This is a genomic window from Sphingobacterium faecale (genome assembly GCF_016746095.1).
Lineage (GTDB): Bacteria > Bacteroidota > Bacteroidia > Sphingobacteriales > Sphingobacteriaceae > Sphingobacterium > Sphingobacterium faecale.
Genome location: NZ_JAERTY010000005.1, coordinates 171,238 through 194,959 on the forward strand (window position 1 = coordinate 171,238; position 23,722 = coordinate 194,959).

Annotated in this window: 23 protein-coding genes and 1 tRNA gene; 12 read left to right on the plus strand and 12 right to left on the minus strand. The window is 40.9% G+C overall.

Annotation, left to right across the window (positions count from 1 at the left end; genetic code table 11):
- Positions 1–4: 4 nt before the first annotated feature.
- Positions 5–811: a S1/P1 nuclease gene (locus JKG61_RS10675; protein ID WP_202102968.1), complete on the minus strand. Its 807-nt coding sequence runs from the start codon at positions 809–811 to the stop codon at positions 5–7.
- Positions 812–821: 10 nt separating this feature from the next.
- Positions 822–1,283 (minus strand): DUF4268 domain-containing protein, encoded by a 462-nt coding sequence (locus JKG61_RS10680; protein ID WP_202102969.1) that lies wholly within the window; start codon positions 1,281–1,283, stop codon positions 822–824.
- A 68-nt stretch (positions 1,284–1,351) separates the two neighbouring features.
- Here JKG61_RS10680 and JKG61_RS10685 point away from each other — a divergent pair, with 68 nt between their 5' ends.
- On the plus strand, positions 1,352–1,909 hold the full coding sequence (locus JKG61_RS10685) for a lipocalin family protein (protein ID WP_202102970.1): 558 nt from the start codon (positions 1,352–1,354) through the stop codon (positions 1,907–1,909).
- Here the strand turns inward: JKG61_RS10685 and JKG61_RS10690 are convergent.
- Complete coding sequence (locus tag JKG61_RS10690) at positions 1,901–2,203, minus strand: hypothetical protein (protein ID WP_202102971.1); 303 nt, start codon at positions 2,201–2,203, stop codon at positions 1,901–1,903. The genes JKG61_RS10685 and JKG61_RS10690 overlap by 9 nt on opposite strands.
- A 116-nt stretch (positions 2,204–2,319) precedes the next feature.
- Positions 2,320–3,597 (minus strand): OmpA family protein, encoded by a 1,278-nt coding sequence (locus JKG61_RS10695; protein ID WP_202102972.1) that lies wholly within the window; start codon positions 3,595–3,597, stop codon positions 2,320–2,322.
- Positions 3,598–3,729: 132 nt separating this feature from the next.
- Between JKG61_RS10695 and JKG61_RS10700 the strand changes: the two genes are divergently transcribed.
- Complete coding sequence (locus JKG61_RS10700) at positions 3,730–5,139, plus strand: alkaline phosphatase (RefSeq protein WP_202102973.1); 1,410 nt, start codon at positions 3,730–3,732, stop codon at positions 5,137–5,139.
- Between the two features lie 91 nt (positions 5,140–5,230).
- On the opposite strand, the gene JKG61_RS10705 is transcribed toward JKG61_RS10700, so the two are convergent.
- Positions 5,231–5,611, minus strand: a complete 381-nt coding sequence (locus tag JKG61_RS10705) for a single-stranded DNA-binding protein (RefSeq protein WP_202102974.1) — start codon at positions 5,609–5,611, stop codon at positions 5,231–5,233.
- Positions 5,612–5,790: 179 nt separating this feature from the next.
- Between JKG61_RS10705 and JKG61_RS10710 the strand changes: the two genes are divergently transcribed.
- Positions 5,791–6,165, plus strand: coding sequence for a hypothetical protein (locus tag JKG61_RS10710; protein WP_202102975.1), 375 nt, complete (start codon positions 5,791–5,793; stop codon positions 6,163–6,165).
- A 35-nt stretch (positions 6,166–6,200) separates the two neighbouring features.
- On the opposite strand, the gene JKG61_RS10715 is transcribed toward JKG61_RS10710, so the two are convergent.
- The 3 genes from JKG61_RS10715 to JKG61_RS10725 form a co-directional block, all read right to left on the minus strand.
- A complete protein-coding gene (locus JKG61_RS10715; protein ID WP_202102976.1) occupies positions 6,201–8,117 on the minus strand; it encodes a sensor histidine kinase in 1,917 nt (638 codons plus the stop codon).
- Positions 8,114–8,860: a LytR/AlgR family response regulator transcription factor gene (locus JKG61_RS10720; RefSeq protein ID WP_202102977.1), complete on the minus strand. Its 747-nt coding sequence runs from the start codon at positions 8,858–8,860 to the stop codon at positions 8,114–8,116. Before JKG61_RS10720 ends, JKG61_RS10715 begins: the two co-directional genes overlap by 4 nt.
- Positions 8,861–9,011: 151 nt before the next feature.
- Positions 9,012–9,512: a hypothetical protein gene (locus JKG61_RS10725; protein WP_202102978.1), complete on the minus strand. Its 501-nt coding sequence runs from the start codon at positions 9,510–9,512 to the stop codon at positions 9,012–9,014.
- A 330-nt stretch (positions 9,513–9,842) separates the two neighbouring features.
- Between JKG61_RS10725 and JKG61_RS10730 the strand changes: the two genes are divergently transcribed.
- Together JKG61_RS10730 and JKG61_RS10735 are read left to right on the plus strand one after the other, a co-directional pair.
- A complete protein-coding gene (locus tag JKG61_RS10730; RefSeq protein ID WP_202102979.1) occupies positions 9,843–10,640 on the plus strand; it encodes a hypothetical protein in 798 nt (265 codons plus the stop codon).
- Positions 10,641–10,647: 7 nt separating this feature from the next.
- Positions 10,648–12,153: a DKNYY domain-containing protein gene (locus JKG61_RS10735; protein WP_202102980.1), complete on the plus strand. Its 1,506-nt coding sequence runs from the start codon at positions 10,648–10,650 to the stop codon at positions 12,151–12,153.
- A 102-nt stretch (positions 12,154–12,255) separates the two neighbouring features.
- On the opposite strand, the gene JKG61_RS10740 is transcribed toward JKG61_RS10735, so the two are convergent.
- Positions 12,256–12,332: transfer RNA gene (locus tag JKG61_RS10740), tRNA-Pro, on the minus strand.
- A gap of 341 nt (positions 12,333–12,673) precedes the next feature.
- Here JKG61_RS10740 and JKG61_RS10745 point away from each other — a divergent pair.
- A complete protein-coding gene (locus tag JKG61_RS10745) occupies positions 12,674–13,672 on the plus strand; it encodes a beta-ketoacyl-ACP synthase III (RefSeq protein ID WP_202102981.1) in 999 nt (332 codons plus the stop codon).
- 4 nt (positions 13,673–13,676) lie between these two features.
- Here JKG61_RS10745 and JKG61_RS10750 read toward each other — a convergent pair whose 3' ends face one another.
- Positions 13,677–15,167, minus strand: a complete 1,491-nt coding sequence (locus JKG61_RS10750; RefSeq protein WP_202102982.1) for a hypothetical protein — start codon at positions 15,165–15,167, stop codon at positions 13,677–13,679.
- Positions 15,168–15,840: 673 nt separating this feature from the next.
- On the opposite strand from JKG61_RS10750, the gene JKG61_RS10755 reads away from it, so the two are divergent.
- A complete protein-coding gene (locus tag JKG61_RS10755; protein WP_202102983.1) occupies positions 15,841–16,287 on the plus strand; it encodes a MauE/DoxX family redox-associated membrane protein in 447 nt (148 codons plus the stop codon).
- A gap of 406 nt (positions 16,288–16,693) precedes the next feature.
- Here the strand turns inward: JKG61_RS10755 and JKG61_RS10760 are convergent, their stop codons facing one another.
- On the minus strand, positions 16,694–18,328 hold the full coding sequence (locus JKG61_RS10760; RefSeq protein ID WP_202102984.1) for a TonB-dependent receptor plug domain-containing protein: 1,635 nt from the start codon (positions 18,326–18,328) through the stop codon (positions 16,694–16,696).
- A 227-nt stretch (positions 18,329–18,555) separates the two neighbouring features.
- Positions 18,556–19,005 carry a hypothetical protein gene (locus JKG61_RS10765; protein WP_202102985.1) on the minus strand — a complete coding sequence of 150 codons (450 nt, stop codon included), beginning with the start codon at positions 19,003–19,005 and terminating at the stop codon, positions 18,556–18,558.
- Between the two features lie 644 nt (positions 19,006–19,649).
- Here JKG61_RS10765 and JKG61_RS10770 point away from each other — a divergent pair.
- From JKG61_RS10770 to JKG61_RS10790, 5 genes are all read left to right on the plus strand, one after another.
- Complete coding sequence (locus JKG61_RS10770) at positions 19,650–20,192, plus strand: hypothetical protein (RefSeq protein WP_202102986.1); 543 nt, start codon at positions 19,650–19,652, stop codon at positions 20,190–20,192.
- 42 nt (positions 20,193–20,234) lie between these two features.
- On the plus strand, positions 20,235–20,789 hold the full coding sequence (locus JKG61_RS10775) for an ADP-ribosyltransferase (protein WP_202102987.1): 555 nt from the start codon (positions 20,235–20,237) through the stop codon (positions 20,787–20,789).
- Position 20,790: 1 nt separating this feature from the next.
- Positions 20,791–21,141, plus strand: a complete 351-nt coding sequence (locus JKG61_RS10780) for a hypothetical protein (protein WP_202102988.1) — start codon at positions 20,791–20,793, stop codon at positions 21,139–21,141.
- A 71-nt stretch (positions 21,142–21,212) separates the two neighbouring features.
- On the plus strand, positions 21,213–22,922 hold the full coding sequence (locus tag JKG61_RS10785) for a GNAT family N-acetyltransferase (protein WP_202102989.1): 1,710 nt from the start codon (positions 21,213–21,215) through the stop codon (positions 22,920–22,922).
- A 167-nt stretch (positions 22,923–23,089) separates the two neighbouring features.
- Positions 23,090–23,560 (plus strand): OsmC family protein, encoded by a 471-nt coding sequence (locus tag JKG61_RS10790; protein ID WP_202102990.1) that lies wholly within the window; start codon positions 23,090–23,092, stop codon positions 23,558–23,560.
- The last annotated feature ends 162 nt before the right edge of the window (positions 23,561–23,722 follow it).

The following is a 23,722-nucleotide window of genomic DNA, read 5'->3' on the forward strand; positions in this document are numbered from 1 at the left end:
GTAACTAACCGTAAATCTCGTTCAACTCGTACGCTAGACGGATGCCTGCTTTAAGTAAGCATTCTTCCATGATGTACTTGTAGTCGTAGATGTATTTGTAGCTTAGATTGGCGTTGTACTCGACATCCTTATATATCCTGTTGGCCAGTTCGTGCGATTCATAAAGTGCCTGCTCGAAAGAACATTGATACTGATGGTAGTGCTTGCTGTCGAAGATATCGAGTACCCGTGCATATTCGGTATAGCTGTATTTTTCGTTGTCTACCAAATCCGAATCCCAAACGCGGTGGATATTGGTCTTGCGACCGAAGAAAGAAACTTCTATTCTATTGCCACCGAGGTCTTCGGCTCTACTGACGTGCATCGGTTGGTGTGCATCACCAAAGAGATGTACAAGGTAGTAGAGGTTCTGCTGCTGCTGTAAGGGAGTAAGGTTTTTATTGCCCTTTGTTTCGTTTTTGATACGAAGGTAAGCTTTGTAAAGGTTGTCTTCTGGCGATGCTTTCAATGCAGCGGTGAAAGCCTCGAAACTCAGGTTGCCCTGGGTATTTACAAAGTGCCATGAGCCTGTTTTATTGAGGGCTGGATCTGGGTCTGACTTGATGAAATCGGCCCAGTTGGACCAGTAAGCAACGGTCTGCTTGCCAATAATCTTTGCGATGTTTTTCTTGGCTTTCTTGCTGAGATGTTGCTCGGCAATTTCGGAAATGACACGGTGACCTGTCATGCCCCAGGCAAATACGTGTTGCTGTTGTCCAACAGATAATAACACCAATAGTAAAGCGACTAAGCGTAGTGTTCTTGTTTTCATCTATCTATAGTTATTTAAAAATATCAAATGCATATTTGGCGGTGGACCAAAACTCGTCCAACGCGATGATTCGTGGTTTGAGGAATGAAATAAGCTTGGGCCAGTCTTCTTTTTTGAAGACACTCACCTTGTCAAGTGTGCAGACTATACGTGCAGTTTCCTTTCCATAGTCATCGTAATACTCGGGATACCATCCCCACTCCTCGCCTAATGTATCCTGCAGGATAGGGCGCAACTCTTCAAACTGGGCGTATAGCAATGCGCGGATACCTTGGTCGGGATGTGTCATTTCTATCATGATTATAGCGGACTTGTTGGACGCATCCATCCGAAAATACAGCTGCTTGATTCCGGTCTTGTAGTTGACCCAGTTGATTTTTTCACTATCAGAAGAGGCTATTCCCACCATATACTGACCGAAGGTGGTCCAGAATTCCTCTTTCAGTTTTTTTACTTCTTCTCTAGAATACAAATCTTTTATTTTTACAAAACTAAAAAATAGATTAAACTTTTATAGAGTACGTCTGTTATTAAATTGATATGGATAAAAAGAAGTCACTTTTATTGTTGGCCGGAGCGGCTGCCGGTGCAGTAGTTTACAATATATGGAAACCTGTGAAAAGCAAGCTTCCGGTTATACAGGATTTTGAACTGGATCGCTACCTTGGTGTCTGGTACGAGATAGCGCGGATGGATTTCTATTGGGAGAAGAACCTAAAGGATGTAAAGGCGGAATATAGTAGGAATGAAGATGGAAGTATACGTGTAGTGAATAGCGGTATTCATATGCGCACGCAGAAGTTAAAACAATCTGTTGGCAAAGCTAAGCTGTCGGGAGCACCGAACGATGGAAATTTGCGTGTTTCTTTTTTTGGACCTTTCTACTCGGGTTATCATATCATGCATATCGATGGTAATTATGAGTACGCTTTGGTATTTGGCGATAATCTGGACTATATGTGGATCTTATCCCGTACAAAGACGATACCTACAGAAGTAAGGGATAAATACCTCGGCTACGCGGAACTATCAGGATACGCTGTGAAGGATCTGGTCTGGACATTCCACGAACCTACTCTCCCAGAGGGGTTAGAGTAGGCGCTGTGCGACCATAAAGTCTATGGACGAATCATCAGCAATGGTTTTGGAGATTACTTGTAAATGCTCTTCTGTAATACGATTACCTATGCCCTTATTATAAAGGGTGACCAAATAATAAGAAGCCTCGGATTTGTCCGACTGTGACAGTCTGTTATTATTGATGTAATAATTGAGTAACGTAGCGGCAAAGCTTCCGAAGTCTTCTAGGGAAAAGCGTTTGAATTCATTGAAAAAACCAAACATATAGGTCTCAAACTCCTGCTCTAACTGTTTTTTTATAAGTATATCCATTTTTTGAACACGACACAAGGCCTTTGTAAAAGGCGTCATTCAAAAGTAAGGAAACTTTTGATATAGCTGAAAAGGAATAAGCAAGGTGTTCCGATTATGGAACACCTCGTCAAATTTTATTTTCTGACACTGATAGCAACACGTCTATCTTTAGCCCTTTCTTTATCTGGAGCATCCCAAGCTACTTTCGCAAATTCTGAACCGTACCCTTCTGCTCCCACTACCTGCGCACTTAACCCTTCTTTATCTAAGTAGTTTTTTACAGCATCTGCACGTTCTTGTGATACCTTTTTATTGATAGCCTCGTCTCCGGTTCTATCGGTATAGCCTCCTATTTTAATCTTTGCGTCTGGAAATAACTGCAGAATGCGTGCAATATTGACCAGTTGAACCTGGCTGTCCGCTGTAACAGTAGCAGTGCCGGTTTCAAAATTGAGATTATCAAAGTCAAACCATTTTTCTTTCAGTTGTTCGTCAGTCCATGTTTTATAGTCGGATTGCAGGAATTGTATAAGCTGCTCTTCTATGCCCGAAGAAAATGCCTTAAGGCTATCGCCATCGGGAAGTTTGACATCTATCAGAAGGCTACCTACACTCCCGCTGCTATCGGGTTTTATATTTTGATTACTATCCAAAGAGGTATTGGCCGTTTCGGAAGTAACTTGTTTGTCGCTGCCACATCCTCTTCCAAATAAAAACCATAGTGCTGCAATAAGTACTAGAATAAGGAGCCACCATACGCCTGCTCCTTTTTTTTCTTGATCGGTGTCACGTTGGGTATGTACCATAGACGGTGTCGGACTAGGTGAATCTACGTCACTATTGTTGGGACCACCGATCTCTTTAGCGACATCGGCCTTAGCAAATAGGCTACCAAACATTCCAAGTCCCAACCCAGGAGGAATGGCAGAAGCAAACGAAGATCGGTTGGTCTGGAGTAACTGACCGACTTCGGCGACATCCCAATGTCCTCCTTTTTGGGTGATTCCAGAAATAACTGCAGGTACGGAAGCACCAAACAGGCTGCGCACAGATTCGGGACTCATATCAAGGTACTTGCCGATAGATTGGGTAATACCGGTGAATTTGTTTCCAAATATCTCATTCGTGATATTATCACTTTCAAAGTGTGCGCTTTCGCCTCTGTCGTCTTTGGAAAAATATTTCCCGAGGGCGTCGTGCAGATCAAAACTGGCAAACAGATGCTTAGCAGACTGAAAGATGCTCGTGAGCCCCTCCTTCGATTGGTTCTGAAGTCCTAATAAAAGTGAAGGAACCGCGATATTGACGCCTTTCGCTACCTTCTCTTTATCTTCTCCCAAATGGACAGCCAGCTTGTTGATGACCTCTTCTGTGAAGTAAGATTGAATATTTTGCAAGATATTGTTTTCCATAACATTACAATTTTATTGGTTACCATATAGTTAAACAAAGGTGTAACGTTTTTGTTTGAGTCGTTTTATTTGTGTAGTTTAACATTAACTTTATATCCCAATGTTATCTTTGACCAAATTATTTAATTTACTATGCTATTGAAAAGATTTTCTTTACTACTCCTATCTGTTATTTTTAGTGTCCATGTATTTGGACAGCAACCTAAGTATATCTTTTATCTTATCGGTGATGGTATGGGATTGAACCAGGTTAATCTGGCCGAAATCCATCAAGCTGAATTGAAAGGTGTCAATGGTACTGCACCTTTGGTGTTTACACAATTTCCTTATGTGGGTTTTGCATCTACAAACTCGTTATCACATGGTGTGACTGACTCTGGTGCTGGTGGTACGGCGTTGGCGGTCGGCAAAAAGACGAAAAATGGGGTAATCGGAATGGATAGCACAGGGACTATCGCCTATAAGAGTATTGCCTATGCGGCTAAAGCGAAGGGGATGAAGGTGGGTATCACGACAAGTGTGAGCATTGATCACGCTACTCCGGCTTCATTCTACGCCAACCAAGCGCATCGAGATATGTATTACGAGATCGGAAAGGATATTATCAAGTCTAACTTCGATTTCTTTGCAGGTTCTGGATTCTTGAAGCCGAACACCTCGTTTGACAAGAAAGAAATGCCTGCATTGGTTCCTCAATTGGAAAAAGCAGGATATAAAATCGTAAAAGGCAAAGTGGCATTTGAAAAGGAGAAAAATAAAGGGCAACGTATGATATTGATGAATATCGATGGAACGGATGCAAGCTCCCTCAAATTCTCTATAGACCAGGAAGCAGGTGATTTTAAATTGGCAGACATCACGCAAGCGGCTATCACCTCATTGAGCACTAATAATAATAAAGGGTTCTTTTTGATGGTTGAAGGCGGTAAAATCGATTGGTCTGCCCATGCAAATGATGCCGCTACAACTATACAAGAAGTATTGGATTTTAATGAATCCGTAAAGCTTGCTTATGAATTCTACCTAAAATATCCGAAAGAAACACTCATCGTGGTTACGGCTGATCATGAGACGGGTGGTTTGGGAATCGGTAATGGAAGCTCTACATTGAACACGAAAGTATTGGCACATCAAAAGGTATCCCAAGGTGGCCTATCGGCTAAAATAGGTGAACTGAGAAAAAGTAATCCAAATGCGAGCTGGGATGAAGTAAAAAAACTGTTAGGTGATAACCTGGGATTATGGTCAGTATTGAAGGTCTCTGAAAAAGCGGAGGCTCCTATCTATGAAGCTTATAAGAAGAGCTTTATAGACCATCATAATGAAACAGAAAAAAGTTTGTACGCTAGTGACGACAAGATCGCGACATTGAGCATCGAGTTGCTGAATAAGTTGGGAACTATAGCTTGGTCTTCTAAGAATCATTCTGCAGCATATGTGCCCGTGTATGCTATTGGTCAAGGTGCCGAAACATTTCATCAAAAGCTAGATAATACAGATATCCCTAAAAAGATAGCTGAAGTGGCTGGCTTTGATTTTTAATTGATATATTTAGTTCTAACAAAAGCCGGATCCTCTAACAAGGAATTCCGGCTTTTTTCTTTTGCTGCTAATGAAGGATTAACATATTCTTTTAAACTGCTTCTTCTTGTTCTTCCACATCGCTTGGAATACCAGATCTGGAGCTGTCCAAAACTAAGATTTGACTTACTTTGATTTCGGCAACATTTCTTTTGATACCATGCACATCAGTGTATTCATGATATTGTAACGCTCCGGATATCATGAATAAGTTTCCTTTGTGACCGAATCGTTCGACGACTTTGGTAAGATCTCCCCATACCACACAGCTGTGCCATTGTGTAAGCTCTCTCCATTGTCCGTTGTTCATTTTCAGTCTTTCATTCGTGGCAATTCTGAAATTAGAGACTCTAGCTCCTTGACTTGTAGTTTTGATTTCCGCATCGGCACCTAAGCGTCCAATAAGCTGGACTTGATTCATTAAAGCATTCATTTCCGTAAAATTTAAATTATCAAAAAATATAAGTAATTTCGCCTGCGGCAATATCTGTATTGATTGCCAAAGGTTTAACCAAAATTATAACCAACTCAACGAATAGTCGGATGTTAATCGTTTATATCCGTTTATATCCGTTTATAATCGGATACAAACGGATAAATGAAAGTTAAATTATGAAAGAGAAAGAGTGTTTGGAGTGCTTAGCCCCTATTAAAGGACGTTCTGATAAACGTTTCTGTAATGATGCTTGTCGTAGTAGCTATAATAACCGTCGGAATACAGATGAGAGCAATATTGTTCGAAAAATTAATAGACAGCTTTACAAAAACAGAAAAATACTATCGGGATTGCTCAGAGATGAAAAGATGGTACAGGTAAATGAAGACCGGTTGTTGACATTGGGGTTTGACAAGGAATACCATACCCATGATTTACTGACGTCAAAGGGACAGACTTACTATTTCGTTTATGAGTATGGTTTTCTACCGTTGGAAAAACAACGGTATCTTATTGTGAAAAATAAGAACCTTCTTAACGAAACGGAATAAACCTGTCCCTTGTCTTTTCTATGGCATCTGAAGCGTTATGCGTAGACAACAGGGATAAGTAGTACAATTTTAGTACCTCTACCTCCTTCGGTGGTGCCACTTGTGACTTTGGCTTTTTTGCCCAACAACATGATACGCTCTTGGCTGATTGCTCCAGAAAGGGATCGATGTGCATTCACTTTATGCTCCTGTTGCTTGCCGGTGTCCGTTATAGTAACCTCAAGAACGTCTTTATGTATCTCCATGTCAATGACAATCCGTCCTGTGCGGTCGTTAAAATCGACTCCGTGTAAGACTGCATTCTCCACATAAGGTTGAATAAGCATCGGGGGGATCATTATTGCACCAAGATCTTGTTCATCCGGAATATTAAGCTCATAAACAAATGCATCTTCAAAACGCATTTGCTGTAAGCTCATATAGTTTTCTAATGCTTCTATTTCTTCGTCCAATGGGACTTCCTTTTCACGGCTCAACTCTAAACTGCTTCGCAACAATCTACTAAAACGATTGAGGTATTTTATCGCAATCTCCTTACGGTCTAATCGAACAAAACTCTGAACAGCAGCAAGTGTGTTGAAAATAAAATGAGGTTCCATTTGTGTACGCAGCAATTGTTGCTGCAGTAGTATTTTCTCTTTTTCTTGTCTTACTTTCCGTTGTTGGAAGAAATAATACAAGAAGAACATCCCCCCTATCAACAATACTACGGTCAATATGGTAATGGTTAATAAGAGCTTGTTTTTCTGCAACTGTAGCTTATTGATCGCAATATCATCATTCAACGCCCTAATGGACCTTTCTTTCGCTTGTATCTGGTACAAGGCATTCATTTCGGCGATTGCCTGATTGTTTTTGGATTGATAAAAGTCACGTTGAAGTTTATATACACCGTTCATTAATGTAAAAGCCAGCTCACTATTACCTTGAAGCTGATATAGTGAAGCCAGATTACGTTGATATAAGATAAGGTTGTTCGTGTCAATCAGATCTTCATACTCTTTCATAATCTGTCCCGCCTTTTTAAAAGCCTCCCATGCTTGTGCAGGTTGTTTGAGTGATACAGCAGTCGCGGCCATATTCACGTAACTGATAAACATGGTATTGACCGATGCACTATTGATTGCCGAAAATTCAAAGCGCTGCTCGTCAATTTGATTTTTCTTAGCCTGATAGTAATAGAGGGAATCGAACTGTTTTATTCTATCAAAATATTTGGCTTTGCATTCGTAATAGAAACTGATGTCATAAGACATTTGGTTTTCATGATGCAGTTTGTCGAGCTTATCCAAGTAGATCTTCATGGTGTCCGCAGGCGTATTATCTAATGCCATGAGCTGTATAGATTGCACCAATACACGCTGCTTGTAAAGGTGTCCTGCAGGCAGACTGTCTGTAATCGGCATAGCCGCTTCGTGCATCTTTCGTGCTAGATCATACTGGAATAGGTTTCTATTACTCTGCGCTGCAGAAAGCAACATGATTCCTTTTGCATCTAAGGATAAAGGCACAGCGGTATCGCTTAAAACAATACTTGCTGCTTTATTATAATAGTAGCCAGCTTGGTGTTCTTTTGCCTTTTCTGCCCAGATATTACCCATACCATTATAGATAAGCGCTTTTTGCTTCAGATTTCCGCTGGTCGGCTCTATAAGTTCCAATGCCTGCTCGACATAATACTGTGATGAATCACTTTTCTTCATCGCATACAGACGTGCTAAATTGTATTTGATATCTGTGGATTGGACCGTATCTTTCCCTTTGACCGCGCGGTCGTCCAATGCATGCCAGACCGCCATCAAAGAATCCATATTGTCTCGATTGGGCTGTATATCATTTAGCTCCTTGATTTGTGTCGCTAAGGTGCTTTTAGCGACTTCTTCGTTTGGCTTATTTTGACAGCCCTGGAAAAAAAAACAGAGAACTATAAGGTATGGTAAGGAGTGTCTCATTTATTAGCCGATAACAGGTTAACTATATAATTTCTCCTTCGCGAAGATACAGGGATTTCCTCTTGGTTTTTGAGGACAAGAAACTCGGACTTATTGATACCCGACACGTAGTTTTTATTAACTAGATAAGACTGGTGGCTACGTAGAAAATAAGGTGCCGGTAACAGTTCTTCATAGTACTTGAGTGGCTTGGAGACCAGTTCTTTCTTGCCATTATTTAGAAAAAAGAAGGTATAAGGGCCGTCTCCTTTGCAATATAATATATCAGCTACCGCTACAACACGTATATTGTTTAACGAACTCAACGTTATGTGCTCTGGTAATGTATTTGTCGCTGATAGCGATTCCTGAGCGAGATTGAGCTGTTGTGTCCATTGTGGATTTCTATCCCGTTTACCGCGGTAACGGTTTAGGGTTTCTGCCAATTCCTCTTGATCTACCGGTTTTAAAAGATAATCCAGGGCGCCGTACTTTATGGCTTTAATAGCAAATTGATTGTAAGCGGTGATAAATACTATATTTTCGGGAACTGTGTTCAGCTTTTTCAAGACATCAAAGGCTGTGCCATCGCCAAGCTGTATGTCCATCAATAAGAGGTCAGGTTGGGTTTGTTCAATTAAATCAGCAGCAGCATACACGCTATCTGCCCATCCTATTATTTCAATATCTTTTTCGTCGCGCAACAGGTAGATGATTTCATCCCGCACCGCAGGCTCATCTTCAATTATAGCTGTTCGTATCATTAGCAGGTTGTTTTTCAGGGGGCGAATTTACAATTATATATCTTAGTTCTACTAACTAATAATCATGCCGATTTTTAAAAAAAGGCCTTTTTCTAGTGAAATAGTACAGGTTGTTATTTATTAACAGCAAAATGTAAATGTTTTTGCTTAGCTAGCTTCCACATATCATATAATACAATGGAAGAGGTCCGTTATAATCCTGCGCACGTTGGAATCCTTCGAAGAATATATGGTCGCCCAATTCTTTATTACTCAGCTGGTGCTCCATCTGGTACATGATGTCCAATGCAGAAAAGCTACGGCCATTAGCCGCTTGTAGCTTGGCCGAGATCTCCACCTGGAAAAAGCCGCTGTATTCATTGTCTGCGTCAAAGACATCCCCTTCATCTTCGAGCAGCTCTTCATTGGATTTCAGGTCATCTAAATCTTTAATCCATGCTTCATAAGTAATCTCTATTTCAGATTCATTAATAACGACCTCATCTCCATTCCAGTAGGCCTTCGACTTAAGAATGTCTTTTTGATAGCGCTCTATCTCCCTATCAAAGTCAATCTGTGAGTCATAAGGTTTGCGGTTGAAAGCCCATACAATATCTGAAAGTACACTATCCGGATTATCGTTCCTCTTCTTTGCAGGTTCTTCCTTTTTCAATTCTGTTTTTTTAGTCTTAAATAATTCTTTAAAAAATCTAAACATATCAGGTCGCTGTGATTAAAGTGCTGACAAGAACCAAGGGCTGAATAGAGCTCCTGAGATCAATATCATTTTTTTCTGTTTGGAAATCGTACTTTTTGTCGAATTCGATTTGTCTTTCAAAATAATACAATCAATCTGGCACTATTGCTATACGTTTACAATACGCCCTTCCTTCTTTACAATCCGTTTCATATTATAAGCGAAATAGGACGAATTGTAAATGACTTAGCACACTGTTACCTATTAACGCTACTTTTACAGCGGTTCAACCTTATACGATCAACTATGAAACAGTTACTTTCGATATTGCTATACACTTTGTTTTTATCCTGCCAGCAACGCAGCAATACAGCGCGAGCCCCCCTTATAGCAGAAGATACTGTTCAGAAGTCTACCGTAGTTGAAGATCTTTTGTTCAGCAACGACACTATAAGTGTCTATAAAATAGATTCTATATCATTCTTTAAAGCCAGCGGCAAACTATTGCCAAAAACTGATACATTGCCCTATATCAAAGATTTCGAGCGGGCTAAAATTATACTTACAGGGCGAGCAGTGTTCGGCAACGTTGGTTTTAACCATGGGGTGATGGAAGTAGATACGCTGACCCATGGAGATAATTTATGCCTAATCCGCGCGAGCAACGGCCATACAGTCAGCGTTTGGGACAATACAGAATTTGCCTATATCGGTTTCTACCGGTATTATCCGACTGAGGAGATTCTTTTATTTGAAGGCGGTCATTCTTCAGATTTTGCTATCGACTTGCGAACAGGTATAGTCGGCGCTGAGCAGGTTGGAAATCCGGCGTATATCTTATATACACCAAACAAACAATTCCGTTTAAATGGCTATTTCCCTGGTCAAGAGTGCTCTGCTTATTTCATTCAGCGTATGGAGGGAGATCATTATGTTCATTTTGGGGAGATTCCTTTACATCTTACTTCTGAAGGTTTTGATCTCTGTACGTTAGAAAACATCTTTTGGAACGGTGAAACAGAGCTCTATTTTAGAAATACTTACTTTGCAGCAGGTGATGATAAAAGACTGGGTTTCTTCAAATTAAAGATTCATTCCAGATAGCATAGACATGAGCAAAAAAGGTATTAGGGCAGTAAAAATTACAGGGGCTACCTTTCTCATCGTCCTACTATCGGCAACGGTATTGTTATTAATAGGTGAGTTTGGCACGGAGCCTAGCCTAAGTAACCTATACCGTGATGGTAAGGAGATCAATGGCGTATTTACCAATTATAATAATCAGATTTACGCGGTGGTTCCGAGTAGTGGTTATTACTTGATCAAGGAAGCGGATGCCGCTAGCTTTCGTCCCCTAGACGAGCATATTTCCAACCGTCAGTTTGCAGTAGACAAGAATTTTGCCTATTGTGGCAACCAAATTGTGCCCGGCTTTGATCCGGCGACTGCCAGCGCGCTGGGAGAAGGCTATTTTACGGATAATAAAACGACCTGCTATTGCGCTCCCATGAGTGTTCCCAATAAGGATCTATCTGGTGTTGCTTTTGTGCTGAAAAAAATACTATACGGCGCAGGAGTAGCCGATAAGCCCCAAAGGGATATCTATCCGTTCCAATTCCTACAAGAGGGCAACAGTGTGTACACGACCTTGTTAAAAGCACGTGCTGCCACCAACGGTAAGCTCGTTTATTACCAAGGTGAGCTTTTGGACAAAGCGAACCCCTTAACCTTACAACAGCTACCACTAGTATACAATGATGGTGATATTCGTCTCAGCTTCGTTTATCTTGCAGACGACGAGCATGTATACTATAAGAACGAGCTTCTCCCTCTACAGGCAAACAAGGAGCTGCACGCGCTTGCCTTCGATGCTCAGAATCAACAAAATTACCTAGTTGACCCTAAAGAAGGTATGGTTTATGTAAATGCCACACCTTTCGACAAGAGCTACGCTCCCTATAAAGAGCTATCATTGCATGGTGGTCACATTTTTCACAGCTTCTTCTTAAGTAAGTCCGGTGTATTCTATTATGATGCAGTGAAAAAGGAGGTGATGCGTTTAGAAGAAAATCCTTTCAACGAATCTAACTTTATAGAGATCGAACCACTGATTTTTTCAGATAATAAAAGGCTTCTTTATTTAGAGACGAGCGAGTTATGGGGCGGGCGACGCGATCCAGGGCTAAAATCACAGTCCACACATATCTATCAATTGGATGAACCTGTTGACCCAGCGGCATGGCAGAGAGTTGGTCCCGTGAACTACAATTTTGGTGCAGTGTGGAAAAATGGCATAGATTATTTTTACTTTGATCAGCTCGGCAATAACCAAGGTATTCGGAAGACTATATACCGTGTTGCGGACCAAGCTACAGTTAGTAAGCTGCTCGAAAAAGATATCCGCACTGATGCAATACGGGGGCTGATCAGGGATGGTAAAATGACACCCATTAAAGGCAAAGAGGTACTTCGGGCAAGGACCGTACATCGGGAAAACAATTATTGGCTTATCTGGATTATTCTCAGCTTAACATTAGGAGTAAGAGCTGTAATGTGGTTCTTACGCAAAGTCGGAGTTAATCCGCAGTCGTTCACCATAACGCGGAAGAGGGGCTGAAAACAAACAATCTATGGTCAAAATAGGTTGTTCCGTCGTAATTACCTAAGGTGTAGGTTACGAAAAAAAGCTTTCTGTTTAAGACAGAAAGCTTCATGTTGTTGGTCGGGATGGCCGGATTTGAACCGACGACCTCCAGCACCCCATGCTGGCGCGATACCGGGCTACGCTACATCCCGAATAGGAATCCAAAAGTAAATCTTTTATATATGTTTTGCAAGGCCAATTACCAAATGACTGGACGCCTTTTAAAATTCTTAATAAAAGCTATAATTTAAAATTAAATTTGGCATAGAAAAGACCGGCCGATACAATCGTAAACCTTAAATATAGAATCGTTCTAAATAGAGTGTTTTTGGGTAAACTAATTGTCACAATCTGCCCTTATTTTCTTCTACTGCGGAATAAAAGTCTATTTTTACGCCTCTTAATTGGACATATAGATATAAACCATTAAGTGATATAATATAAATATTTTACTTGACTGCTGAAAAGCAAATACTGTGATTACTGAATTTTTATGAGTGCAAGTGTACCGAACAGACTTTATGCGGCGATAACTGGTATTGGAGGATATATTCCAGAGAATACGCGCTCTAACCTCGATTTAGAGAAGATCTGTGAAACTTCGGATGAATGGATTGTGAAGCGTACCGGAATCAAAGAACGTCGGATTCTTGAAGAAAATCTGGCGACTTCGGACATGGCCGTACGTGCTATCGAAGACCTTGCTATTAAATATAACAAAAATATACACGATATCGATGCTTTGCTGGTAGCGACTTCTACGCCAGATATGCCGATGCCCGCTACCGCTAATATTATAGCTGATAAGCTGGGGATAGATAATGTTTGGGCATTCGATATGAATGCAGCGTGCTCAGGTTTTCTTTATGCGCTAGATTTGGGTGCATCATTGATTGAGACCCGCCGTTATAAAAATGTGCTGGTTGTAGGTGCAGACAATATCAGTACCTATGTGGACATCCATGACCGCTCGACAAATATCCTTTTTGGTGACGGTGCGGGAGTTGTCTGGTTAGAACCTTCGACAGAGGGTGGAATTATGGATGCTTATTTAAGAAGCAATGGTTCTGGGCGCTCTTTTTTAAATATTGAAGGCGGAGGCTCTCTTTACCCCTTGGATGCACATGACGCCATAGCCGACAAGCGTTATTTGAAACAGGATGGCAAGACGGTATTTAAGCATGCTGTACAGTCTATGAGCGATGCCTGTTTTCAGGTGTTAGACCGTAATGGACTCACTATAAATGACATCAACTGGCTCGTGCCTCATCAAGCTAATCAACGTATCATTGATGCTGTAGGACGTGCACTGGATATACCAGAAGGCCGGGCACTAAGTAATATCGAATATTTAGGCAACACCATTGCAGCAACGATCCCGTTGTGTATATGGCAGAATCTGAAACAGATCAAAACCGGAGATCTGGTAATGCTGACGGCATTTGGCGCAGGATTTTCCTGGGGTGCCAGCCTCTTTAAATGGATGATATAAAATATTAAGAATCTTCCCTGTACGCTCTACCGGTGTAGATATCCACATAGTAATACGTTAGTTCTCCAGAGGTGCCTATTGCACGCACTAAGCCGTCCGAATGAATAGCGTCATATGCCTTTGATCCGATCTGCTGTTTGGCCTTGTTGTCATACAGTATATAGGTGCCTTCTTTATCCTTTTGCAGGGCGTAGATACCTTTGTCCACATCCAGAACGGAAATATCCTGGTACTCCGGTTTTATTTCCCAGGATTGGGTACGGCTGTTCCATACCCCTTTGGTTCTCACTTCCTGTTGATCTTCGATAGGAATGATATATAGATCCTCCATCCTACTATAAGAAGTGATCTTGCCAAATTTCCACCTTTCTCTATTCATCGCATCTGGGAAAATCATTTTTCTGTCCGGCCATACCAAATTGCCGACCTGGTCCCTTACCTTAAAATGATACGTATGCTCCAAACGATCTACGACATTCCCATTCGTATCGATATATAACCAATCGTATGCCCATACCGCATGATCGTAATTGAAAACCCCGAGCAGAAAGTAAGGGGAATTGTTGATCGAGTATACCAGTCCTGTCTTCTTAATAAAATCGATCTGGACGTTAGTTGCTTTCTTGATTTCTTTGGGAAATACCTTATCGTATTGGGGGAAAGCATACACATCCTCCGACTTGCCATCTATCAATAGTTTAGGGACTTCAGGCTCGTGCCGTTCTTTATTGACTTCTTCCAGCGTTATTATCTCCTCCCCATAGCGTATAGAAAGAGTTTCCGACCCCTTCATGTCGCTGTGGATTGCTTTTTTACTAACCGATCCATACAAGGAAAAGCCTCCATTCGAAGTTTTGATAAAGCGTCCATCTTGCAGCATTTCAACGATGTTATGCTCTACCTTACGGAGGCTGTTCTTTTTGATTTCGTAGAGCGTTCCATTCCAATAGATATGATTATCATCTATAGAAACGAAATTTAAATAGACATGATTTTCCAGATATGGGAGATCTTGTTTCAGTAAGACCTGACCCGATTCCAGTATCCCGATTTCTGTTTTATGATAGGTCTGTTCTTTCTTGACACCACTACCCATGATATTCCAGTCCCATTTCCATAGCGGCATCTTCTTGTCGTACTCCTTTTCTTTTTTATAGAAGGTCAGTCCATTGACACTATTCAAACTGATCTCCTCGTCAGAGAAATCGATCACGCTATCTCCGTTGGCATCTATAACGCTATATTCGTAATTTTCATTGACAACAACCGCAAACCCAGTCGGTGTAAATAAAGATGCCTGGCGGTAATACCGATCCGAGATGGGGTTCAGGTCGGTTCTGTCTACATAGATATACCTTTTTTGCTTCGTTAGGAAAGGAACTGCATCTTTCATCTTTGCATTTGCATATAAGGGCAGCTTGACCTCTTTTTTTTCCTGTGTACAAGCCGTCATAGCTGTTAACAAGAAAAGGATACTGCACATTGCTGTTTTCATATGTGTATAATCTGTTTTTTATCTGTCAGTTGGCGACGTGAGTATTTCATCGCTTTTATTTATACACAATGTTACGGAGAATGATAGAATAAATACATCCCTGTGATTGGCTATATTTTAGAAAATTTTCAGGAATAAGTAGCAATAGGTACGGAACTTTTCGAAAAAGGAATAAATCACGTTAAAAATAGAGACTTTTTTAAAATAAGGGGGTGTACACCCCTTTCAACCCCCTTTCGGGCCTATCAAAACCTCCAAAAACAGCGATTCCGCTAAGCAAACCACGTTTTGCACAAGAAGTCGAAAAGTATAAATAATCACCTTTTCTCCATCCCACCCCTCTTCCACCCCTCTCTATTGGCCAGAAACGGCATTCGCCCCCTCAGATTTCAACCCCTGACTCACCTTCTATTTGGTATATCTTTGATTTTGAAGGCACACGATAGGTAGAAACAGGTGCATCGTTAGGCAGCTATCCCGATTCAGGTTCGGGGTAGCCCCCTAGCTGATAAGGAGACAACTTTGTCGTCATTCCGACCGCAGTGGAGGAATCTACGAAGTATACAGGCTATTAATAACAAGATAACTTAAAAAACAGACTGCTTCATTTTCATTCGCAGTGACGGAGAATAAGCTGGCTTGATAACAGGATAACATACATAACAATAAAAAAATGAAAACACAACGCATACATACCGCAAAGGCGCCACTATCAACCGGTATCGCATACCTATTCTTATTTGTATTTGTCTACACCGCATTTGAAAAGTCGGTAGACTTCCAAACGTTCGTTCAGGGTATGGCGCGGTATGAGGATTTCAAGGAGTATGCGATGCCTCTTGCAGCTACAGTGATAGGTTTTGAAATCCTGGTTGCGGCATTACTGCTATTTGAGAGGACACGATTGATCGGACTCTATGCATCACTGCTTCTTATGATAGCGTTTACAGGCGCACTATATTATATCACGTATGTGCTGCATTCCAGTTACTGCAATTGTGGTGGCTTTATCAATACGCTGTCCGCCACGCAGCATCTCTGGTTCAATGGCCTGCTGATCGCCTTAGCGATTGCAGGCATATACCTCCACCGGTTTAGATATCAACTTTCAATAAATTAATAACAGTAAATTTTAAAATCATGGAAAAAAAACATGTAATCCAAAAAACAATCAATTTTTTAAACAATTTAACAGACAAGATCATGAAAAATCAAGATCAGAACATGGAACAAGTGGAAGCCAGATCCACCAAGAGATTCGCAAGCTTAGGAACAGCTTTAGCGGTCGTATTTTTAGCATTGGTAGTAAGCTCTTTTACCGTATTGAGAAAAGGCGAAGTCAATCTGGCGCAGACCTGTTTTGAGTATACGGGTGCGGATAATCCGACGGATGCTCAAGCAACTAATCCAACAGATTATGCCTCGGCAACCAATAGCATAACCTGTCCGTTACAAAGACAGACTCTATGTGGTATCTGCTTTGAGGAAGGAGATTTTGAAGTTGATGCGGAAGGAATGCCTATTTTCTATTCGGCACCTGAAGAACCTACAGCATTAGGAGAAGTCGTGCTGGCTAACTGGGATAATCCAGTCGTACATAACTCGACAATTACTGCTTCGAACGGTAAGATCGTAAAATTACTATTTAGAGCTAAAAAGGGGCTGTTGGCATTATAACCAAAGGAAAGCGCATAATTCGCGTTGGCCGATCCGCCACTCATCCCCAGGTGGTGCTGCTGCTGTACAGCACTTCGGTAGACATAGCGGTAAATGTCCCTACGGATATCATTACTTTTCAGAGCATCGATCTGCGCATCCGCAGTAGCTTGATCGATCTGTTTCAGTTTTAGACGGTTTAGTAGCTCTACGACAGGAGAAACAACAGGCCGTGTCGTTGTATTATTCAACGCTGCGGTATAGTGTTGTTTATCAAACAAAAAACGTTCGACATCAATGAAATCAGTGATCTCGATACGATCATACGCATACAGATCCGGCTTTTCGGTAATACCGATATTGGAGCTCGCCGAAAAATTAAGCTTTTCATTGTATTTTCCTTTCTTGGTTGTGATAACAATCACTCCATTGCCGGAACGCGCGCCCCAGATCGAAGCCGCAGCATCTTTCAAGACCGAGATGTCCAAGACATCGTTCGGATTGATGCTGTTGATATCAAAACGCTCATCCATCGGGAAATTGTCTACGACTATCAATGGGTTATTAGCTGCGCTATAAAGCGTACTTAGTCCACGGATAGAAGGATCTTTTACTGATTCGTAAGTAAACAGTACCCCGGTTACATTCGCTTTTAATCTTTCAATGATTCCCTTTCCGGCCTGATTATGAAATGCGGTACTGTCCAATTTGGAGGCAGCGCCTACAAAGCGTTCGGGGCTGATATGCTGATACCCCGTCGAGACCACCTCGACTTCGGTTATTTCCCTGCTGCCGACCTGCAGCTGTATACTTAAAAAAGTAGTTGTATTATCATAAGCAACACTTTGCTCTTTATAACCTATATATTTAATTATTAATGCCCCCTGAGGTTTATCTACAGCGATACTAAACATGCCTTTTGCATCGGTACGAACTGTCTTTTTACCACCAGCGACCGTCGCCCCTTCGATGATCTGCCCATCGGCAGCCGAGCGTACTTCCCCAACAAGTACTGATCCCGGCTGCTCCTGAGCGACCGCCTGTGTAACCACAAGCGAACTAAACAACACACAGAATATCATTAAAGCTAATAGCTGATAGCCTCTGGCCAATTGCATACACCACACACTTCGTACGTCACCTCGATTTCCCCTCCCGTCATATCGATTGTATCCGCTAGTTGGCGGAGGAATAGAGATATCTAAAAACTTTGCAAAAGGATTGACTTGTTTTAAAGCGATTTGCCGATCTGTTTTTCTTTTTACACCCAGATACACATCTTTTGCCGTTTGAACCCCACAGCAACCCTTAAAACCACCTAAAACAAAAGGAACCTTCCGTTCTCCCATCACCTCCTCGTCACTGCGATATCGTCCAAGCGAGAAAAGCAGTCTATCCGACAAACCACCTTCCTCTTCGTCATTGGTAGGTGCATGCTCCGGATATCGGAAAGGTACGGCACCGAAGCAATCTCTCTCCCTTCCAGCAGTTCGTTCCTGTGTCAAACATGAACTGATAATCCATCTGTTATGTAGCTATAATGTAGGGTTTATGTAGGTCTTATGTAGGTTTAAGGGATTACATAATGACTGAATAACAAGTGGGGTATCCCTACTATAGCTACGCTTTGTCGTTAGTTCATTCCTAGTTGTTTCTAGGTTCGGCCTTAGTTCATCCTTAGTTGTTTGGTAGTTCATTCCTAGTTCAACCCTAGTTATAGCCTGTGTTAAGGCTAGTTCAACCTTAGTTCGGGCACCCTCCGCTTCGACACTCCTTCGGAAGCTGTTCGACTCGCCTTCGACAACTCTTCGAGTGCTCTTCGACTGTCCTTCGACTCCGCTTCGAGTGAGCTTCGAGTCGCACTCGAACAGCACCCGAACAACACTCGAACAACAGTCGAACAAGTGTGCACCATGGTACGACTCGGTCCCGAAGCCATACCGAACCAACCTGCTACCCCAGCCGAAGCACGTTTAGTGTATCGCCTAAGTATTCCCCAAGTATGCGTTCCCTCCCACTCGTCGTTGCGAACGAAGTGAAGCAACCCCGAAGGGCTCATCGTAGATAATCTGCCTTCATTTGGTTCTATTGGGCTACTAAAAAGGTCTTTGTCATCCGCCAGTAGTCGGACACGGCTCTGGCTAACGGCCATACCTCTTCCATCCCTAAAAAAATGTTTCATTTTTCAAGATTTTAAATTGTTTTTCAATGGACTTGAAGAACTCGCTACGCGAGGTTTCGAGTTCATTAGTGTGACCTAATGAAGGAGGCACCGGAAAAATAGACCGGTCAATATCCTACCGTACCTAATCCTTGATCAGGCCACACGGTTTAATAAAATAATTAACTGAAGATCAGGGATGTGCCAAATTAGAGTTCAAGTAATATAATCGGTTTATAATGCACACCGCAAGAAATAGAAAAGTCATGCTAAATGACTAAGCATCCCAAGCTACTCGGGAGCCGAAATAATGTTTTTTTGTAGTTGTTTTCTCATAACAAGTTTATAGTTATGAGTCTCTGGAAGAAAGAACCATAGCTGGGCTCCTATCAACCGCACAACAGGGTTCCGACGCCCTCCAAAAACGGTTTACGATAGGGCCCATGACGCTATAGCTGTACAAAAATACACAAAAGTCGTCATAGGCATCCTCCCATCGTCTCGTTCTGAATCAAATTGTCGGAATTTGTTGTCGAGACTCTTTTAGTCAAATGCCGTAATCAACGCAATTACGCTAATCACAAAACAAATATAAACAAAGAATTACACTAATACAAATTATTTAATCTACAAAATATAAACAATAAAGAAACGAGATTCCTGCTGTGAAAAAACCAGTATTAATTAATTCTGTTGTACTGCACATCATTAATAAAGTCAAGATTATTAGAACTTCATTAGGCTTAACAACTAGAGAAATTCATAAAATACTTGACCTAAGTGATGACGGTAATATCTTGGGTGTCATTGAAAGTAATTACAAGCCTAATAAATATAATGACAAACATCTCAACAAACTTGCAATTGCCTTTACGGAAAAGTCATTCGAGCTGGGGCATCATATATCCTATACCGTAGCAGACTTCTACCCTCCTGCTGATTTTGAGGAGAAGATGGTGGAAAAGATTGTTGTTAAAATAGAACCCACAGAGCTGGCGCAGACTGGAGTTCTTCATCTATTAGTAGTGGAAGAAAATGATCCATTCTTTGATGATTGGCATACTACTAGACAAATAGCTGAATATTGCGGGACAAAGGCGAATAAACCATGGAGTTCCAGCGATTTTACATCGGTGATTGAATCTGCTGTGCGCAAAGGAATCCTTATCAGAAAAAGTGAGCAGGAGGCCTTATACAAAAGACCTTAACCAAAGATTTAAAGTACGCTACTTTTGCCCAACTAACCTAAGATGAAAGACGAGCTTCAAAAATATGTCACACAGTATCTAGAAAAAGAACTCCGAGAGGTAACCAATTCCCATCGTGCTTCTATGCTCAATGAATTGGACAATTTTGAGAAAGCAATAGTTTACAAATACACCGAAGACGGCTATGAATCTGTAAATGACAACCTAAGAAGCGGAAAGAAAATCCCCGAACTAGGAGTACATCTCGTCAACACTCTAAAGAAACTCCCTGACTACAAACTACTATGCTACCGAACGGTAAAGTTAAACAAATCGGGAATCCAAAAATACCAGGATGCATTAGCTAATGAAACGGTAATAACAGAGAAAAGCTTTCTATCATGCAGTAAATCAAAGGCAATCGCATTAGCCTTCTGCCAAAGTCCATTGTTTATCATTTTATCAAAGCATGGAAAAGATATCGAAAAAATTGCTAAATTTGGGATAGATAGTGGTCAGAACGAAAAGGAAATTCTTTTTAAACCCAATTCAAAATTTAGGGTCTTAGAGATAAAGCAAGAAAAAGATAGAGTCACGATAACATTAGAGGAGGTCTAGCATGGATTTGGTAAAAGATTATAAGGAAAACACGAACTATAAAAGTGTCGAGGACATTTTTAAAAGTCTCTCTAATGTATTCATGATAGGTTCCATCAAATCTGCTTACAAAAGTGAAAAGACCATTAAAAACAAGGAAGAGATTAACGAGCTTACGATACAATTCTTAGAGAATATACTGAACAAAGATCTGGCAAAAACCAAGCAAGAGAAATTAACAATAATTTCCTTGTTGGATGAGATGAACTACAGAAACGAAGTATTGCAGCTTATGGAGAATGAGCAGGAAAAAGCTATTGATAAAGCAGCTAAGAGCATCGGGAAGAAGTTTGTGTCCTCTGTAGAAAAATAGTCGGTGTTACATAACGCGAACTGACTTCGTTAAACTATCTTGTATTACTTTTGGGATTATGCCCCGAAAAAATGGCCAATAAGAAATCTAAATACACTATTACGTTTCCTGCATTTTCGTTTGAGAAGATACTGCTATTGGAACAGTTGAGAAAAAAGCTTGGCCTATCTGCATACGAGGTTTCCTTTATGTTGGGCAAGCATGATTTCTTTATCCGTGATGCTGAAAATCCGCTAAAAACTACACTGATCGACAGCGAAGATAGTTGTCACCTGATGAAGGTGTTTCTAGTACCCATTGAAGATATCACACCTCCAAATATGCCAGTGGATGACTATCAAATGGTAGTGACTAAAGAAAAAGCAGAAAAGAAAAAAGACAGGTTTCAAATTGATATCCAAAATGCCATCTCCTCTTTAAGCACACCCATAGTGTTCGTTGAAGAAGAAAAGCATGTTGAGTTGCCTACCGTCCTAGAAATTTCAGATGAGCAAACGGTGAGAGATTTTATTCACGGATTATATATAAGTGGCTTTTTCAACAATACCAGAACCGCTCTAGAAATATTTGATGTATGTCGGGAAGATGAGAATTTCGGGGAAAACTTTCATCCTCGCTACATGATTCGAGCCATCGATTATTATACGAATAGAAAGTCAGGAAATCCTATTCTAGATAACAGCCGTACTAATTTATTTTCAAGAAGATTATTCTTTAAACCCGTGGACTTTGAAATCTCGGAATTATCAGGTTCTATTTCTAAAGTAGCAATTGATAAAGGTTTTACCTCCTTTAGAAAAGTATCAGAATGGGTTTGCAATCTAGATTATAGGCGTAATATTGATAAAGATAATGCACTATGCCTCTTCAATGAACAATGTGGCACCTGTAGCACAAAGCATGCTTTATTGAAGCGTATAGCGGATGAAAACAGCAATGAAGAACTTCAATTGATGCTTGGTATATTCGCCATGAATGCTAAGAATACACCAGCCATAAAAGATATTCTTAAAAAATATAAACTCAATTACATCCCGGAAGCTCATAATTACCTCCGAGCATATAACTACCTCTTGGACTTTACGGGTATTGGTATTAACGAAACCAAATTTGAGCTGGAGATCTTAGAAGAGATTGAAATACAACCCGAGCAGATCACGGATTACAAAGTTTCTTATCATAGGGATTATCTCGATCGCTGGATCAGAGAAAATGGAATTCCTTACTCCCTTGATGAACTGTGGAAGATTCGGGAGGAATGTATCAAGGCGCTAACGCTGTCACGATTAGAACTACAGACAGAAAGACTATCACTTCGCCCCTTCCGAAAGGAAGATGGTAAGGCCATGTATGAATTGAATGACGATCCAGAAGTGCTACAATATACAGGTGATGTACAGTTTGAAAACGTAGCGGCAGCGGAAGTGTTTTTGGAGGGCTATAATCAATATGTGGAGTATGGTGTGGGACGCATGATCGTAACCTTAAAAGAAACCAGTGAAATATTGGGCTGGTGTGGCCTGAAATATCATCCTGATCCCAATGAATACGATATCGGCTATCGTTTTTACAAAAAGCACTGGGGCAAAGGCTACGCTACCGAAAGTGCTATCGCCGCAATGGAAGATGGCTTTGCTCGACTGGGTATGAAACAAATCTTAGGAAGAGCGCGCACGGAGAATACGGCTTCTATACGAGTTTTTGAGAAACTGAATATGGAGTTTGTGGAAGAGTTCTTCGAAGATGGCGAAAATTGGGTGCTGTATCAGATTAACCGATAAATATGGTAAGGTCTTACGAGCTATCCCCTACATAGACTTCATTAAATATTTTTTATAATAACACGAGTAAATAAAACGGATAATATTCTATAAATACTGGAGGGGATATCTCATGTTTAGATTCTGTATTTTTGCTATAAATAGGTACATCCTCAAAAGACATTGCTGTGAAAGAACATAAATATCAATCAAAAATTGAATGGACAGGAAACATCGGTTCAGGGACGGAAAATTATAGGAGTTACGAGCGAGATCATCGTATCATACTCGAGAACAAACCTGTAATAGAAGGTTCTGCTGACCCTGCTTTTAGAGGTGATGCAACAAAGCACAATCCGGAGGATTTTCTTGTATCCTCACTTTCCTCATGCCATATGTTGTGGTATTTACACTTTTGCGCTGTAAATGGTATTGTTGTCTTGGAGTATAGCGATATCGCAGAGGGAATCATGGTCGAAGAAGAAAACGGAAAAGGGCGATTCATAGAAGTGACGCTAAATCCTCATGTAAAAGTAAAAAGTCAGGACATGACTGCGCTTGCTGCTGAATTACATAAAAAAGCACATGAATACTGCTTTATAGCAAATTCGGTAAATTTCCCTGTCAAACACCGACCGACAGTAAGCGTGAAAGTATAAGCATTTGAATTCTCTATAGGTCGCACAGAATTAATCTTGTGGACTCGGAATACCTATTTATTCTCTTCTGCAGGATATCTTTCCATAGCAAATCTTTCGGCAATTCAGTCGATAATCCAAGGCTGTAGTATTTTTTACTGACTACAAACTCTAGATTGTAGT

Bases quoted from the DNA above. Each gene is read 5' to 3' on its own strand.
- JKG61_RS10780 (WP_202102988.1), top strand. From the start codon at position 20,791: ATGGATTTGGTAAAAGATTATAAGGAAAACACGAACTATAAAAGTGTC.
- JKG61_RS10765 (WP_202102985.1), bottom strand. From the start codon at position 19,005: ATGAAACATTTTTTTAGGGATGGAAGAGGTATGGCCGTTAGCCAGAGC.
- JKG61_RS10775 (WP_202102987.1), top strand. From the start codon at position 20,235: ATGAAAGACGAGCTTCAAAAATATGTCACACAGTATCTAGAAAAAGAA.
- JKG61_RS10750 (WP_202102982.1), bottom strand. From the start codon at position 15,167: ATGAAAACAGCAATGTGCAGTATCCTTTTCTTGTTAACAGCTATGACG.
- JKG61_RS10710 (WP_202102975.1), top strand. From the start codon at position 5,791: ATGAAAGAGAAAGAGTGTTTGGAGTGCTTAGCCCCTATTAAAGGACGT.
- JKG61_RS10690 (WP_202102971.1), bottom strand. From the start codon at position 2,203: ATGGATATACTTATAAAAAAACAGTTAGAGCAGGAGTTTGAGACCTAT.
- JKG61_RS10730 (WP_202102979.1), top strand. From the start codon at position 9,843: ATGAAACAGTTACTTTCGATATTGCTATACACTTTGTTTTTATCCTGC.
- JKG61_RS10720 (WP_202102977.1), bottom strand. From the start codon at position 8,860: ATGATACGAACAGCTATAATTGAAGATGAGCCTGCGGTGCGGGATGAA.
- JKG61_RS10735 (WP_202102980.1), top strand. From the start codon at position 10,648: ATGAGCAAAAAAGGTATTAGGGCAGTAAAAATTACAGGGGCTACCTTT.
- JKG61_RS10705 (WP_202102974.1), bottom strand. From the start codon at position 5,611: ATGAATGCTTTAATGAATCAAGTCCAGCTTATTGGACGCTTAGGTGCC.
- JKG61_RS10755 (WP_202102983.1), top strand. From the start codon at position 15,841: ATGAAAACACAACGCATACATACCGCAAAGGCGCCACTATCAACCGGT.
- JKG61_RS10675 (WP_202102968.1), bottom strand. From the start codon at position 811: ATGAAAACAAGAACACTACGCTTAGTCGCTTTACTATTGGTGTTATTA.
- JKG61_RS10785 (WP_202102989.1), top strand. From the start codon at position 21,213: ATGGCCAATAAGAAATCTAAATACACTATTACGTTTCCTGCATTTTCG.
- JKG61_RS10695 (WP_202102972.1), bottom strand. From the start codon at position 3,597: ATGGAAAACAATATCTTGCAAAATATTCAATCTTACTTCACAGAAGAG.
- JKG61_RS10745 (WP_202102981.1), top strand. From the start codon at position 12,674: ATGAGTGCAAGTGTACCGAACAGACTTTATGCGGCGATAACTGGTATT.
- JKG61_RS10700 (WP_202102973.1), top strand. From the start codon at position 3,730: ATGCTATTGAAAAGATTTTCTTTACTACTCCTATCTGTTATTTTTAGT.
- JKG61_RS10715 (WP_202102976.1), bottom strand. From the start codon at position 8,117: ATGAGACACTCCTTACCATACCTTATAGTTCTCTGTTTTTTTTTCCAG.
- JKG61_RS10685 (WP_202102970.1), top strand. From the start codon at position 1,352: ATGGATAAAAAGAAGTCACTTTTATTGTTGGCCGGAGCGGCTGCCGGT.